Annotated in this window: 13 protein-coding genes; 1 reads left to right on the plus strand and 12 read right to left on the minus strand. The window is 57.1% G+C overall.

Annotated features, from left to right (window positions below; genetic code table 11):
- Window positions 1–2 precede the first annotated feature (2 nt).
- Genes AC07RZ_RS18875 through rfbB form a run of 8 tightly spaced genes read right to left on the minus strand, consistent with a single transcriptional unit; the run spans window position 3 to window position 9873 of the window.
- Window positions 3–980, minus strand: a complete 978-nt coding sequence (locus tag AC07RZ_RS18875) for an acyltransferase family protein (RefSeq protein WP_494669110.1) — start codon at window positions 978–980, stop codon at window positions 3–5.
- Window positions 977–4225, minus strand: coding sequence for a glycosyltransferase (locus AC07RZ_RS18880; protein ID WP_494669111.1), 3249 nt, complete (start codon window positions 4223–4225; stop codon window positions 977–979). Before AC07RZ_RS18880 ends, AC07RZ_RS18875 begins: the two co-directional genes overlap by 4 nt.
- A complete protein-coding gene (locus tag AC07RZ_RS18885) occupies window positions 4222–5622 on the minus strand; it encodes an ABC transporter ATP-binding protein (RefSeq protein WP_494669176.1) in 1401 nt (466 codons plus the stop codon). Before AC07RZ_RS18885 ends, AC07RZ_RS18880 begins: the two co-directional genes overlap by 4 nt.
- 10 nt (window positions 5623–5632) lie before the next feature.
- Window positions 5633–6460 carry an ABC transporter permease gene (locus tag AC07RZ_RS18890; RefSeq protein ID WP_494669112.1) on the minus strand — a complete coding sequence of 276 codons (828 nt, stop codon included), beginning with the start codon at window positions 6458–6460 and terminating at the stop codon, window positions 5633–5635.
- On the minus strand, window positions 6457–7350 hold the full coding sequence (gene rfbD / locus AC07RZ_RS18895; RefSeq protein ID WP_494669113.1) for a dTDP-4-dehydrorhamnose reductase: 894 nt from the start codon (window positions 7348–7350) through the stop codon (window positions 6457–6459). Before rfbD ends, AC07RZ_RS18890 begins: the two co-directional genes overlap by 4 nt.
- On the minus strand, window positions 7347–7892 hold the full coding sequence (gene rfbC / locus AC07RZ_RS18900; protein ID WP_494669114.1) for a dTDP-4-dehydrorhamnose 3,5-epimerase: 546 nt from the start codon (window positions 7890–7892) through the stop codon (window positions 7347–7349). The genes rfbD and rfbC overlap by 4 nt, the downstream gene beginning before the upstream one ends.
- Before the next feature lie 2 nt (window positions 7893–7894).
- Entirely contained in the window at window positions 7895–8794 is a 900-nt protein-coding gene (gene rfbA, locus AC07RZ_RS18905; protein WP_494669115.1) for a glucose-1-phosphate thymidylyltransferase RfbA, read from the minus strand.
- Complete coding sequence (rfbB, locus tag AC07RZ_RS18910) at window positions 8794–9873, minus strand: dTDP-glucose 4,6-dehydratase (RefSeq protein WP_494669116.1); 1080 nt, start codon at window positions 9871–9873, stop codon at window positions 8794–8796. Before rfbB ends, rfbA begins: the two co-directional genes overlap by 1 nt.
- Before the next feature lie 366 nt (window positions 9874–10239).
- Here rfbB and AC07RZ_RS18915 point away from each other — a divergent pair, with 366 nt between their 5' ends.
- The gene (locus tag AC07RZ_RS18915; protein WP_494669117.1) at window positions 10240–11073 is read left to right on the plus strand and encodes a symmetrical bis(5'-nucleosyl)-tetraphosphatase; all 834 of its coding nucleotides are present in this window, start codon (window positions 10240–10242) and stop codon (window positions 11071–11073) included.
- Between the two features lie 34 nt (window positions 11074–11107).
- Here the strand turns inward: AC07RZ_RS18915 and AC07RZ_RS18920 are convergent, their stop codons facing one another.
- From AC07RZ_RS18920 to pyrR, 4 genes are all read right to left on the minus strand, one after another.
- Complete coding sequence (locus AC07RZ_RS18920; RefSeq protein WP_494669118.1) at window positions 11108–11869, minus strand: lysophospholipid acyltransferase family protein; 762 nt, start codon at window positions 11867–11869, stop codon at window positions 11108–11110.
- Window positions 11866–13155, minus strand: coding sequence for a dihydroorotase (locus tag AC07RZ_RS18925; protein WP_494669119.1), 1290 nt, complete (start codon window positions 13153–13155; stop codon window positions 11866–11868). The genes AC07RZ_RS18920 and AC07RZ_RS18925 overlap by 4 nt, the downstream gene beginning before the upstream one ends.
- A gap of 65 nt (window positions 13156–13220) precedes the next feature.
- Window positions 13221–14180 (minus strand): aspartate carbamoyltransferase catalytic subunit, encoded by a 960-nt coding sequence (locus tag AC07RZ_RS18930; RefSeq protein ID WP_014004791.1) that lies wholly within the window; start codon window positions 14178–14180, stop codon window positions 13221–13223.
- Window positions 14173–14694 (minus strand): bifunctional pyr operon transcriptional regulator/uracil phosphoribosyltransferase PyrR, encoded by a 522-nt coding sequence (gene pyrR / locus AC07RZ_RS18935; RefSeq protein WP_494669120.1) that lies wholly within the window; start codon window positions 14692–14694, stop codon window positions 14173–14175. The genes AC07RZ_RS18930 and pyrR overlap by 8 nt, the downstream gene beginning before the upstream one ends.
- Window positions 14695–14717: the final 23 nt, after the last annotated feature.

Below are 14717 nucleotides of genomic sequence, written 5' to 3' on the forward strand. Positions count from 1 at the left end.
GGTCAGGTGACCCCCACATTCTTCTTCTTTTTGAGGCCAGCCAATGGTTTATCTATCAGCATCACTACTCCCCATGAAACTATTATGGTCAAAACGAAGGAAATGGCAAAAAACTCGAACGACCGCATCTTGATCCCGAACGGGATCAAGCATACGGCAACTGTCGTGTGAAACAAATACAGAGGATAAGACAGGTCGCCCAGCACAGAATCCAGCTTGCCGGTCTTTTGAGAAGACAAGGACAAGACCACCCATCCCGAAAGGATGATGGAGGCATAGAGACCGTATGTCCATGGCCATTGATCGTACTTAAGCCACACCAGGCAATGCAGCAACCAGACAATAACGCTGATTAGAGGCGCCCTGAAAATGTTAAGCTTTTCCCGATATTGTGACAATAAACAACCGCAGGAAAAGACCATGAAACAAGTCAGGAAAGACGAATAGCGCTCGCCAAAAGTTTCTATGGTGAGCCCATACTTCAGATTCAACAGTACGCTGAGAATCAATGATATCCAAGCTGCAGCCCGGCTGAAAGCCAATAGCGGCATCAGAACATAAACACAGACCTCTACGGCAAGTGCGCCCGAAACCGGAACAAACAAACCGGGAGCCGGTACTGCAAGCAACAGCAGATTCGCCGCCCACTCGCGAATACTATGCGGCCAGTTGAATTGCGGATTCAGGCTTGAAAGTGTCACTCCGAATTTCGGCAAGATCAGGAGACAAGCTACGCCTGCCAGTATGGCGACAACATAAGCCGGATAGATTCGTAAGAACCGGTTGTAAGCATAGTCGGCCAACCCACCTCTGCTGTCACCGTACTTATGGGTAAGTACGTGCGTCATCAAAAAACCGCTCAGGATGAAAAATCCCCAGACGGCATAGGCCGCGGGGCCATCTAGCATGCCTGACCACAGGTGCGAAATGACTACCAGGAACGCTAAAAAGAAACGCCATGTTCCGAGCCCCAGCTTCATAGAGTTCCTTGAGCGGCCGGCTTTACATCTAGCTTGTTGCACCAAAGCGCAAGCGGGCGCGTATTGCGCTCAACATCCAGATCCAGATCGTGAAGAATGTTTCCTAGAGTCTTCCAGGCGGCTTCAGCCCCCCAGGCGCTTTCTGCGAAAGCAATTCCAGCTTCGCTAAGTTGCGTCCAGAGCGACTCATCCTGATAGAGTTGAACCACCGCGTCAGCAAACGCTTGCGCGCCGTCAGCCACCAGGATATTTTGACCGGGCGTCAACGACATGCCTTCAGCTGCAAGAGAGGTCGCAACTGCCGGCAATCCCGCGGCCATCGACGTACCGATCTTGCCCTTGATGCCGGCGCCAAAACGCAGCGGCGCTACCGACACACGCATACGATCCAGCAGCGGCGACAGATCTTCGACAAATCCGGTGATGATGACATCCTCACTGGCCAATGCTTCGATCTGCTCCGGCACGTTGCTGCCTACCGCGTAGAACCGCACTCCCGGCAACTTCTGGCGCAGGATCGGCATTATCTCAGTCACGAAGTAGATCACCGCGTCGATATTCGGTACATGCTGATAGCCGCCTACGAAAACGATATCGCACCGGTCGTTGAATGTTTTATCCGTGCCGCGAATATCCATGATCAACGGGAAAACGTGAATTTTCTGGTCAGGCATTTCTCGACGCAGAATTTCTTGCTCGGTCATGCTGACCACAATGCTTGCGTCGGCCCCACGAATGCTGTCGAACTCTATTTTCTTCATTTGCTCCGATTCTTCCCGCTTCACCGCATCGCCAAGCATGTCCGCTTCCCTGGACATTCTCAGATAATGCAAATCGACAGTATGGAATAGCACCTTGGCCTGCGGGCACCACTTGCGCACCAACTCAAGATGATTCACCACAACCATGGGCCGGAACATGAAGACCAGGTCGTAACGCTCCCCGACTTCGATCACATGCTGCCTAACCGAATTGCAATACGGCGCGTAAAGCACTTCAATCCCGGCGCGCTGCAGCGCAGAAGTGTAGTCGGGCAAGTACAAGAAATTATTTTCAGGAATGAAGGTCACCTGGAAATCCATCTCGCGCAATAAGAGCAGCAAGTTGAATGTAATGACCGAGCCGGCATCCTGGTCGGGAGTTGGCGTGCAATGATCCAGCACCAGTACGCGGCGCTTGGCCATGCGGTCTTTCGCGTCATCGACATCGACGCCGTTCGCCTGATGGCTGGCCAGGCGCTTTTGCCAGCGCTGAAACTGCTTTTTCAGATTCGCTACCTGATAAGCTTTGGCGCCCTGCCCGGTATCCGTGCCTGAAGTAATGCCCTCATAGTGGACGACGACGGAGAGAGGCTGATAAATGACGCGATATCCCCGGTCGCGAATCTTGAGTGCAAGATCGGAGTCCTCGCAATATGCTGGCAGATAGTGCTCGTCAAAACCGCCAAGCTCCTCAAACAGGGACTTGGTCAACATAATGGACGCACCGGAGCAATAGTCGACCTCGCGGGCATAGTTGTACATGGGCTGCAATTGGTCCTGGTTGCGGCCGAAATTCCAGGCGCTGCCGTCTTGCCAGATAATGCCGCCGGCTTCCTGCAAACTGCCGTCCGGATATACCAGCTTGGAGCCAACCAATCCCGTTCCAGGAAACTCTCGGAAAGTCCGGAGCAGCTCATCGAGCCACCCGGAGGTGACTTCAGTGTCGTTGTTGAGGAAGCATAAATATTGGCCGTTGGCTGCCTTGGCGCCGAGGTTGCAGGAACGGATGAAACCTTGGTTTTCCTGATTCGAGATCAGCCGTATGCCTTTTATGCCTCGCAAAATATTGGCGGAGTCATCCGGCGAGCAATCGTCAACCACGATAATCTCGAACGCCAGCGCAGGCGAATGTGCAGCAATCGACGCCAGGCAGCGCAGCGTGTAGTTGCTCTTGCCATAAATAGGCACGATGACGGAAACAAGCGGCGTAAGCGAAGTTGCCAGTTCAATCTTGTTTTTGCTGAGATCGAACTCTGAGTATGGTGTTCCAACCACAGCCCTCGCCTGAAGCGGCGCTGGGGGAACAACCTGTCCGAGGCTGGCCCGCAGCAAACGTGGTGCATATTTTTCCAGCGCCGCTCGGTGCCCTGCTCTTGTTTCCTCACTTAATGGCAGACGTAAATAGAGCGCCCTGCCGGTACGGGCTGCAAATTTCACATAGCGCTTGGCTTGTACCACCGGATGCATCAGCCAACGCCGGCTTTCTCTCAACGGCATTGTGATTTTCCAGGAGTGACTTGATGTCAGCCTGGATAATTCGGCTTGCGCCTGTTGCAACTGCTGATCCAGACCCACAGCCCATTCGCCACGCGTCACCGTCTCAGTGCTCAAGGTAGAAACCCTGCGTTCAAGCTGGTTTATTATTTGCTGCATATTAACCAACTGCTTGTTTCTTTCCGTTGCAACCCTGGACCACTCACGGATCTGCCCATCTCTTTCAGCCACGACCCGGCTCCACTCCCGAATCAGCTCCGAATCGTTAATGGGCTGTTCCAGCATTCCCGACGCCAGCACAGGCAGCTCGCCGTCGGACGCAATTGCGACCCAATATACCGGCTTGCTCATTCCAGGCACCTGGCCTACGATCTTGCCCTGGTACGAATAGCTCGATGAACGCGTGGCCATCGATTCCGAAAATATGCCCGATCCGTATACGATGCGCTGCCCAAAGTAGCTGGTATTTTTAAAGTAATTTCCAAGCAGCTGCTTGAATTCTTCCTCGAGCAGTTCCTTGACGTGATAGGGATTGCTGTATCCAGGCTCAATCGAATAATGATATTTGTCGGGACTGGAAATCAACACCACTCCGTTCGGACGCAGCACCCGCTTGAATTCCTGCATCATCTCTTCATGCTGGTCGTGATGCTCGATGGTCTCGAAGCTCACGATCATGTCGACGCTTGCGTCGGGCAGCGGAATGCTGGCGCAACTGCCTACCCGGTACTCCAGGTTTTTCTTCTGGTAGCGATTCTTGGCGTGTTCGACCGCCTCTTCCGATATATCGACGCCGATTACCTGCAGCGCCTTGTTGGCGAGCATGGCGGAACCATAGCCTTCGCCGCTGGCGATATCCAGCACCACCTTGCCGCCGGCAATTTCGCACGCCTGCAAATACCGGTGCAGATGTTCAAGCACGATATTGCCCTGTTCTTCGGGCACGAAGCGTTCACCCGTAAATTCCAAACCGTCTAGTTCTGTCGTCACGTCAAATTCCTTGCTACATCAAGTTTTATCTGCTGCATCGGTATGCCAATCAAGCCGGTAGACGAACTGCTAGATTCCGACTTGAACATCACCGCATCCGTGATCCAGTGATGCTGGATATGCTGTTCTTGCGTTCCGCTGGCAATGGCCACATTCACGCTGTAATCGCCCGGCGGCAGCACCGGCATCAAAAAGGTGAATTCCGCCCGCAGTTCGTCTCCCGCCGCTCCGACCAGTTGTTCATCCACGTGGCTCAGGTAGGTATTGTCTCCAAACAAAGACTGTCCCAGGCGATCTTTGATATAAAAACCGATGATCGGGCCGTTTAGCCGCTCGTGCGCAGTTGCCTGCACGGCCAGCGTAACCAGCTCGCCGCCGACCACCCAAGACAGCGGAGAATCATCTTTATCCAGGAATTCGACAGCCGTGATTTGCGCGCCGCCGTTGCCGAACGACCCCGCCTCCGGATCAAACTTGAACACCTGCAGGTCGTTGCGCAGGTTGCTGGCGTTGATGAACGCCAGCCGCTGGTCTTTTTGCGGACGATCGCTGTCGCGGCTTTTGATGGCCTTGAGCTTGGTGGTGCTGCTCTTACCTTGCTGCGCCTCGTAAAACGCTTCCAGGTACGATTCGCACACGTCCTTGGGACTGCCTTCCTGCAGCGCCTTGCCTTTTTCTATCCAGATGACATGGTTGCAAAGACTCTTGACCGCGCTCGTGTCATGGCTGACAAAGAGGACCGTTCCGGTTTTCATGAAGGCGCGTAAAAACCGCATGCATTTTTGCGTGAAAAACGCATCGCCGACTGCCAGCGCTTCATCGATGACGAGAATATCGGCATCGACGTGAGCGATGACCGCGAAGGCAAGACGCACCATCATCCCGCTGGAATAAGTCTTGACCGGCTGGTCGATAAAATCGCCGATATCCGCGAATGCCTCTATTTCAGCAAACCTGGCCTCTGTCTGCTGACGCGTCAATCCCAGGACGCTCGCATTCATGAAGACATTTTCCCTGCCGGTGAACTCCGGATTGAAGCCTGATCCCAGTTCCAGCAATGCGGCAACACGGCCATTCACTTCAATCTGGCCGTTGCTAGGATGCAGCGTGCCGCAGACGATTTGCAGCAGGGTTGACTTGCCCGATCCGTTGCGTCCGATGATACCGATGCTGTCGCCCTTCTTGATCTCGAACGAGACGTCTTTCAGGGCCCAGAATTCCCGGTAATACTGCTGCTGCGGCCGCCCGCCGAGGCGCTGCAGGCGCGGCATGACAAACTGCTTGAGGCGATCGCGCGGATTCTCGTAGATCTGGTAGCACTTGCTGAGATTCTTGACGCGGATAGCGATAGCGCCATGCTCGCTCTCGCTGCATGCCCTCGTCGCCTCGACCGGCATATTCAGTTCTTTAGAGGACATCGGCAAAACCCTTCTTGGTCTTCTGGAACCAGGCATACCCTGCCCACGCGACGGCTACAGCAGCAAGCGTATAGATACCCAGGCCGGTCCAGTCCGGGAAATGTCCCCAGATGAGCACTTCTCGAGCTTGTTCGATGATGAACGTCAAAGGATTAGCCATGATCCATACGCGGAATCGTTCCGGCACGGCGCTCACCGGATAAAAGACCGGAGAGAGGAACATCAGCACGGTCGTGATAATGGTGATGGTCTGGCCGACATCGCGCAGGAACACTCCCAAAGACGCCAGCATCCAGGCAAAACCGACAATCAGGATAATCAGCGGTAACAATACAAGAGGCGCAAACACCGCCGTCCATTGCAGGTAGCCGTTGAAAATCGCAAAGGCAACCAGCAGCACGCTCAGGCTGATCAGGCTGTGGAACAGCGCTGCGCCCATCGCGACTATCGGCAGTATTTCGATTGGAAATACAACCTTCTTTACGTAATTGACATTGGAAACAATCAGGCTTGGAGCACGGTTGAGCACCTCGGAAAACAAACCCTGCACAATCATGCCGACAAACAGCAGCACGGCAAACTGGGTTTTGCTTTCGCCGGAGCCGGCCCAGCGAGATTTGAATATTTCCGAAAAAACGAACGTATATACGCTCAACATGAAGACTGGATTGAAGAACGACCACGCCAGTCCCAGTACGGACCCTTTGTAGCGGCCCACGACCTCGCGCCGCGCCATCTGGAAAATAAGCTGGCGGTTATGCCACACGCTCTTGGCAAGCGATTGCAAAGAAGCTGGCTGGATTGCATGCGGGTTCATAGATTATCCGACCCTGTCTTTTTTTGAAGGCAGGATGCTAAAGCACTTTCCCAACTTGGCAAATCTGAAAAATTACGGATAAATTTTTCTCCAGACATCACCGAGTACGCCGGGCGCTTGGCCGGCAACGGATAGTCTTGCGTAGCAATCGGTGTCAGAACCGGTTTCTTGCCAGTCATTGTGGCTGCCACGATCGCCTGCGTGAAACCATGCCATGTGGTTTGCCCCTGGCATGTCAGGTGATAGATTCCCGCGTGCTGCCGCAACCAGTCAATTGCATCTGGCGCCTGGATGCTTTTGGCGACGACCGCTGCGGTGCTGTCGGCAATCGTGCCGCTCCATGTCGGCGAACCGTGCTGGTCGGCCACAATCCGCAATTCGTCCCGCTCCTGCGCCAGGCGCATCATCGTCAGCAAGAAATTCTTGCCGTACATGCCGTACACCCAGCTGGTGCGAAAAATCAGATGTGGAATACCTGCTGCCTGGATTGCCTGCTCGCCGGCCAGCTTGGTGCTTCCATAGACGTTGACCGGACAGGTAGGATCGGTTTCCAGGTATGGCCGGTCTTTACTGCCATCGAAGACATAGTCGGTCGAATAATGAATCATCGCAGCGCCGATTTTCCCGGCTTCTTCCGCCATGACACCCGGTGCTTCGCCGTTGATGCGCATCGCCAGCTCCGGTTCGCTCTCAGCCTTGTCCACCGCCGTGTAGGCGGCCGGATTGATGATCAGCGCCGGCTTGACGGTGCGCACGACATCGCGCACCTGGTCGAGATCCGACAGGTCCATCTGGCTGCGGTCCAGCGCAATGATTTCACCCAAGCCGCGCAGGCTGCGTTCCAGCTCGTGGCCGACCTGACCGGTTTTCCCGGTAAGCAGTATCCTCATGCAAAAACCTCGGCATCCGCAAGCAATTTACCGACCTGGTCCTTGCCCGACAACAAAGGCTCCCCTTGCAGCGGCCAGTCGATGCCGATCGCAGGGTCGTTCCAGAGGATGCAGCGCTCATGTTCCGGCGCCCAGTAATCGGTGGTTTTATACAGGAATTCGGCGGATTCGCTGGTAACCACGAAACCATGGGCAAAGCCGGGCGGCACCCACAATTGCCGCTTGTTTTCCGCGGACAAGACAACACCCACCCATTTGCCGAACGTGGCGGAGTTTTTCCTGATATCGACTGCAACGTCAAACACTTCTCCGGCAACCACGCGCACCAGCTTTCCCTGCGGCTGCTGGATCTGGTAATGCAAGCCGCGCAGCACATTCCGTGCGGACTTGGAATGATTGTCCTGGACAAAGCTGCTGCTTACGCCGCTCAATTCTGTGAAACGGCGTTCGTTGAAGCTTTCGTAGAAAAATCCCCTGTCATCGCCAAATACCTTAGGCTCGAAAATCAACACGTCGGGAATACTCGTGGCTTGTATTTGCATCGTTAATACACCTTATCTGTCAATAAACGCATCAGGTACTGGCCATAGCCGTTTTTCTTCAGCGGCTGCGCTAGCGCGTCAAGTTGTTCGGCATTGATATAGCCTTTGCGGTATGCGATTTCTTCCGGGCAGGCGACTTTCAGCCCCTGGCGATTTTCGATGGTCGCGATGAACTGCCCCGCTTCCAGCAACGATTCATGGGTCCCGGTATCGAGCCATGCCATGCCGCGCCCCATCAGCTCGACATTCAGGCGTTGCCGCTCCAGGTAGACCCGATTGACGTCGGTAATCTCCAGCTCTCCGCGTGGCGACGGCTTGATGCCTGCTGCGATGTCGCATACCTCGCGATCATAAAAATACAGGCCGGTTACGGCGTAATTGGATTTTGGCTTCAGGGGCTTTTCTTCAATGCTGACGGCACGGCGCTGGTCATCGAATTCAACCACGCCATAGCGCTCCGGATCGTGCACATGATAGGCAAATACGGTAGAGCCTTCCGTGCGCGCCGAGGCTTCGCTCAGCTGGCTTTCAAAATCGTGGCCGTAATAGATGTTGTCGCCCAGGATCAGGGCCGAGGATGCATCGCCGACAAAATCCCGGCCGATGATGAATGCCTGCGCCAAGCCGTCCGGCGTCGGCTGCACCGCATAGCTCAGTTCGATGCCCCACTGCCGCCCGTCGCCCAGCAGCTCTTTGAAGCGAGGCGTATCCTGCGGCGTCGAAATGATCAGGATCTCCCTTATGCCCGCCAGCATCAGCGTAGTCAGCGGGTAGTAGATCATCGGCTTGTCGTACACCGGCAACAATTGCTTGGAGATCGACATGGTTACCGGATACAGGCGCGTGCCGGAACCTCCCGCAAGAATAATTCCTTTACGGCTTGGAGAAATTGGCGTTGTCATCAGGCAGTCCCTTCGGAACCTCGGCGTTGCTCGTAATTCTTTTCAACCCATTTCAAATAATCACCGGACTGGACATCCTTTACCCAATCCTGGTTGGCCAGGTACCACCGGACCGTCTTGCGGATGCCCGTGTCAAAGGTTTCCACCGGTTTCCAGCCCAGTTCGCGTTCGATCTTGCGCGCGTCGATGGCATAGCGGCGGTCGTGGCCGGGACGGTCGGTAACGTAGGTAATCTGGTCGCGATAGCTGCCGGCCGCCTTCGGATCGAGTTCATCCAGGATGTCGCACAGGGTATGAACCACGTCCAGGTTGGCTTTTTCATTCCAGCCGCCGATGTTGTATACCTCGCCTGGCTTGCCTGCTTCCAGCACGCGGCGAATTGCTGCGCAGTGATCGCTTACATAAAGCCAGTCGCGCACTTGCTGGCCGTCGCCGTATATCGGCAATGGCTTGCCGGCGCGGGCATTGGTGATAATCAACGGAATCAGTTTTTCCGGGAAATGGTAGGAACCATAGTTGTTGGAGCAATTGGTGGTCAGCGTCGGCAAGCCGTAGGTGTGGTGGTAAGACCGGACCAGGTGATCGGAAGCCGCTTTCGATGCCGAGTAGGGACTGTTGGGCGCGTACTGTGTGTTTTCGGTAAACGGCGCGTCGTCGGGGCCCAGGGTGCCATAGACTTCGTCGGTCGACACATGCAGGAAGCGGAATCCTGCCTTTTCCGCATCGGGCAAGGCGCTCCAGTAAGAACGGGCAGCCTCCAGCAGGCCAAACGTGCCGTTGACATTGGTTTCCACGAACGCCGCCGGTCCGTGGATCGAGCGGTCGACATGGCTTTCCGCCGCAAAATGGACAATCGCGCGAGGCTTGTATTGCGCCAAGAGAGCGGCGACTTGCGCAGTATCGCCGATATCGCCCTGCACAAAGACATGGCGTGGATCCTGGCGAACGCTCGCCAGGTTATTGATATTTCCGGCGTAAGTCAGCTTATCGAAGTTAATCACCGGCTCGTCATTTTGCGCCAGCCAGTCGAGTACGAAATTGGAACCGATAAAGCCCGCTCCACCAGTAATAAATATCATGTATATATCCTAAAAATTGAGTTCTGAAGACTTGCGCCACATTCAGCGGATACCCCGCATTTCTTCGAAATCACCAAATTCGTGCGTAACCTGGAATTATCCACTATTCGCAAGGAATATAAGTTACCTAAATATCATTTCCCCGCATTTGACCAAGTACAGAGCAGTAAGCAATGTAACAAATTGTTGCGAAATAACAACTCAACAACACTGGACATTAAATAGTAAGCTTCAGACCACAACAAACCTTGGAAGTGCCACGTTGCCCATCCCGTGCTGCTCTTGGCGTCCAAACCGCAATAGGTATCTGAAAAACCGGCTAGCGATCTACAATGGCGGACTCCATTGCTGCCATCGCTGCAAAATATGACATCTATCAGTCCTACCCTATACGCCGTCGGCGATCTGCAAGGTTGCCACCAAAGCCTGCTGAACCTGCTGGCGCGCATCGACGCCGCCACCCCGGATGCACGCCTGATTTTCGTCGGCGACCTGGTCAACCGCGGTCCGCAATCGCTGGCGACGCTCAGGCTGATCCGTTCCCTCGGCGATCGCGCCCAGGCCCTGCTCGGCAACCACGACCTGCATCTGCTGGCGGCCGCGCACGGCATCCGCAAACTGCACAAGGGCGACACGCTGCAGGAAATCCTCGACGCGCCCGATCGCGATGAACTGCTTGACTGGCTCAGGCAGCGGCCACTGGCGCTACAGGAACAAGACCATCTGTTTTTACACGCCGGCGTGCTGCCGCAATGGTCCGCCGCCAAGACGGTAGCGCTGGCGCAAGAAGTCGAGGCTGTGCTGCGCGGCCCGCATTGGGTCGGCTTTTTGCGCGAAATGTATGGCAACCAGCCATTGCACTGGGACGACGCGCTGCACGGCAACGAACGCTTGCGCTGCATCGTCAACGCCTTGACGCGATTGCGGTTTTGCACCGAAGACGGAACCATGGAGCTGGCGGCCAAGGAAAGCACCGGCATATCCATGCCCGGCTACCTGCCCTGGTTCGATGTGCCGCAGCGGCAGACCCAGGACGTGACCGTGGTGTACGGCCATTGGTCGACCTTGGGGCTGGTGCTCAGGCCGAACCTGATTGGACTGGATACCGGCTGCGTGTGGGGCGGCAAGCTTACCGCGGTACGGCTGGCCGACCGGCGGCTGTTTCAGGTCAGCTGCCCGCAAGCGCAACGGCCGGGATAAAAGTCAGGTTTCTACCCCGTCTAGGCGACCCTGTCTAGGCGACCCCTTCTTTTTCCGTGATCTCCAATGCTTCGGCAATCGCAGTACGTGCGAGGACGGCCAGGTCGCGGCGATGCGATCCGGTCGTATCGATAGGCGCCAGCTGGATCAGCTCAGCTCTCATCGACGAGGCTTTCAGGATCGCCAGCATGCTTTCGGCAAACGTCATGTCGCCGATAAAATCCGCGGCCGGATGCAGTGCTCCGTGTTCATCCAGGTAGCGCAAGGCATACGGCTGCACCGGCACCTTGGCGTCGAGCGCGGCTTCGAACAGGTTGGCGTGGAAAGGCAGGAGAGAGCCCTGCGCCGCCGTGGTCCCCTCAGGGAAGAAGGCAACCCGCGCGCCTGCTTCGATACTCGTCACCAGCCCCTGGAATATGCGCCGGACATCGCGCTGCTTGCCGCGTGCGATAAAAATCGTGCCGCCCTTTTCGCACAGCCAGCCGATCAAGGGCCAGTCGCGGATATCCGACTTGGCCACGAACTGGCAGGTCTGGATCGAGTTGATGACAAAAATATCCAGCCACGAAACATGGTTGGCAACGATCAAGGCGCGCGCTGCCGCCGCACTGTCCTGCGGACTACGCAGCGTGACCTGGACCCGGCAGATCGCCAGCAGCCGGATCGACCACAGCCGTATGCGCCGCTGCCGTCCAGCGTTGTCGGTCAGGGGAAACACCGTGGCGCAAGTCCACAGGCCGACCAGCAGGTGCAGCAGCACGCGCGCCAGGCGCAAGGCGAACCACAGCTGCTTCATGCGCGTTCAAATGCTATATGGCCGGCCACAATCGTGGTTTTCACGCGTCCGCACAGCTCATACCCGAGGAATGGCGTGTGCTTGCCCTGGCTGGCCAATTCCTTGGCTTCCACTGTCCAGCGCACGGCGGGATCGAAGAGGCAGATATCGGCGACGCTGCCGACTGTCAGCCGGCCGGCAGCCAGGCCGGCCACGCCGGCGGCGTCGGTGGTGATTTTCGCCAGCGCGCGGCTGACCCTTTGCTGCCCTGGCGCCACGCATTCTTCGGCCCACTTCAGGGCCAGCGACAACAGCAGTTCGAGGCCGGTGGCGCCGGGTGTTGCTTCGCCGAACGGCAGCAGTTTTTCATCGTCGTCGACCGGCGTGTGGTCCGAGCAGATGGCGTCGACCGTGCCATCCAGCAGCGCCTGGCGGATCGCATCGCGGTCGCGCTGCGAGCGGAACGGCGGCGTCATCCTGGCGTTGGAATCGAAGAAGCCGATATCGACGTCGGTCATGTGGATGTGATGGGCGCCGACGTCGCAGGTGATCGGCAAGCCTTCTTTCTTGGCGGCGCGGATCAGTTCCAGTCCCGGCGCCGATGAAATGCGGCACAAATGCACGCGGGCGCCGGTCTCGCGCACCAGTTCGAAAATGGTCTGCAGGCGAATCGTTTCCGCCATGGTCGGCACACCCGACAGGCCGAGCCGCGAAGCGACTGCGCCGCTATGCGCGATGCCGCCATGCCCCAGGTAAGGGTCTTGCGGCCGCAGCCAGACGGTATAGCCGAAGGTGCGCGCGTACTGCATGGCGCGCAGCAGGACGGTGGTGTCCAGGATCGGCTCTTCCGCCTGGGCGAAGCCGATGCAGCCGGCGTCGGTCAGCTCGGCCATCTCGGTCAGTTCCTTGCCTTTGAGGCCGACCGTCAGGGCGCCCAGAGGATAGACATGCGCCTGGTTCAGGCTCTTGGCGCGATGCTTCAGCATCTCCACCAGGCCCGGCTCATCGAGCACCGGATCGGTATCCGGCGGACATACCAGGCTGGTGACGCCGCCCTGCATGGCTGCCTGCATTTCCGATTCCAGCGTTGCCTTGTATTCGTAGCCCGGCTCGCGCAGGCGTACGCTCAGGTCGACCAGGCCCGGCGCCACCACCAGGCCGCTGGCGTCTATCGTCTTGTTGGCGGTGAAATCGGCCGGCGCGCTGCCGACGCCGATGATCTTGCCGGCGGCGATGAACAGGTCTTGCTGGGCATCGATATTGTTTGCCGGGTCAATCAGGCGGCCGTTTTTGATGTGGAGTTTCATCTGTAAATGTCGTGGCGATTCTATAAATGATTATTATCTGGATTAAGGCTCGGGACGGTGCAGCTTCAGTTCCCGGCCAGGATGCTCATGACCGCCATCCGCACCGCGATGCCGAATGTCACCTGCGGCAGGATCACCGCCTGCGCGCCGTCGGCAACCGCCGAGTCGATTTCCACGCCGCGGTTCATCGGCCCCGGATGCATCACGATCGCATCCGGCTTGGCCAGCGCCAGGCGCTCCGGCGTCAGGCCGTAGCTCTTGAAGAATTCCTGCGCCGACGGCAGCAAGGCGCCGCTCATGCGCTCGTTCTGCAGGCGCAGCATGATGATCACATCGACCCCTTTCAAGCCTTCGTTCATGTCGGTGAAGACGCGCACGCCCATCTGCTCCAGGCCGCTGGGCAGCAAAGTGCGGGGGCCGATGGCGCGCACTTCCGGCACGCCCAGGGTAGTCAGTCCATGGATGTCCGAACGCGCCACGCGGCTGTGCAGGATGTCGCCGACGATCGCCACCGTCAGGTTGCTGAAGTCTTTCTTGTAGTGGCGGATCGTGTACATGTCCAGCAAACCCTGGGTCGGATGGGCATGGCGGCCGTCGCCGGCGTTCACCACATGGACGTGATGCTGCCGGGTATCGGTCAGGTGCTTGGCGATCAGGTACGGAGCGCCGGACTGCGCGTGGCGCACCACGAACATGTCGGCGTGCATGGCCGACAGGTTGTCGATGGTGTCCAGCAGCGATTCGCCCTTGCTGGCGCTGGAGGCGGAAATATTCAGGTTGATGACGTCGGCCGACAAGCGCTTGGAGGCGATTTCGAAAGTGGTGCGGGTGCGCGTGGAGTTCTCAAAGAACAGGTTGAACACGCTTTTGCCGCGCATCAGCGGCACTTTCTTGACATCGCGGTCGCTGACGCCGACAAAGGAAGAAGCGGTGTCCAGGATATGCGTGACGACGGAAGTCGGCAGTCCCTCGATCGTCAACAGATGTTGCAGTTCGCCGTTTTTATTGAGTTGGGGATTAAGCATTGGATTGGATGATTAAAGTGAAGCTGCCGTCGTCGGCGCGTTGAAGTTGTAAGGACTGGCCCGGCTGCAGCGTCACCGCATCGGCGATGAAATCGGCGGCTACCGGCAAGTCGCGCTCGCCACGGTCGATCAGCGCCGCCAGCATGATTTTCTTGGGACGGCCGTAGTCGAACAATTCGTTGATCGCCGCACGCGTGGTGCGGCCGGTGTAAAGCACGTCGTCCACCAGCAGGATGGTGGCGTCGTCGACGTCGAACGGGATCTGGGTCGGCTTGATGTCGGCGCGCAATCCCTTTTCGGAAAAGTCGTCGCGGTAGAACGAGACATCGATAAAGCCAAGACGCTCAGCCGGATTCAGGCGCAAGGCCGTGACCAGGCGTTCGGCGATCCAGGCGCCGCCAGAGTAGATGCCGATGACAGCGACATTGTCGGCTTGCGCCAGGGCTGCCTTTACTTTTGCCTCAAGCACCTGGTACAGCGCTTCAGCATCGAATTGGGGAGTGGTTGTAGTCATTGCATCTTCACCGCTAAGTCAAG

This window comes from Collimonas sp. GW821-FHT07E08, assembly GCF_059418905.1.

Coding starts and splice junctions, on each gene's coding strand:
- AC07RZ_RS18920 (WP_494669118.1), bottom strand. CDS start 11,869: ATGAAGCAGCTGTGGTTCGCCTTGCGCCTGGCGCGCGTGCTGCTGCAC.
- rfbC (WP_494669114.1), bottom strand. CDS start 7,892: ATGCAAATACAAGCCACGAGTATTCCCGACGTGTTGATTTTCGAGCCT.
- AC07RZ_RS18875 (WP_494669110.1), bottom strand. CDS start 980: ATGAAGCTGGGGCTCGGAACATGGCGTTTCTTTTTAGCGTTCCTGGTA.
- rfbB (WP_494669116.1), bottom strand. CDS start 9,873: ATGATATTTATTACTGGTGGAGCGGGCTTTATCGGTTCCAATTTCGTA.
- AC07RZ_RS18930 (WP_014004791.1), bottom strand. CDS start 14,180: ATGCTTAATCCCCAACTCAATAAAAACGGCGAACTGCAACATCTGTTG.
- pyrR (WP_494669120.1), bottom strand. CDS start 14,694: ATGACTACAACCACTCCCCAATTCGATGCTGAAGCGCTGTACCAGGTG.
- AC07RZ_RS18885 (WP_494669176.1), bottom strand. CDS start 5,622: ATGCCGGTCGAGGCGACGAGGGCATGCAGCGAGAGCGAGCATGGCGCT.
- AC07RZ_RS18890 (WP_494669112.1), bottom strand. CDS start 6,460: ATGAACCCGCATGCAATCCAGCCAGCTTCTTTGCAATCGCTTGCCAAG.
- AC07RZ_RS18915 (WP_494669117.1), top strand. CDS start 10,240: ATGACATCTATCAGTCCTACCCTATACGCCGTCGGCGATCTGCAAGGT.
- rfbD (WP_494669113.1), bottom strand. CDS start 7,350: ATGAGGATACTGCTTACCGGGAAAACCGGTCAGGTCGGCCACGAGCTG.
- AC07RZ_RS18925 (WP_494669119.1), bottom strand. CDS start 13,155: ATGAAACTCCACATCAAAAACGGCCGCCTGATTGACCCGGCAAACAAT.
- rfbA (WP_494669115.1), bottom strand. CDS start 8,794: ATGACAACGCCAATTTCTCCAAGCCGTAAAGGAATTATTCTTGCGGGA.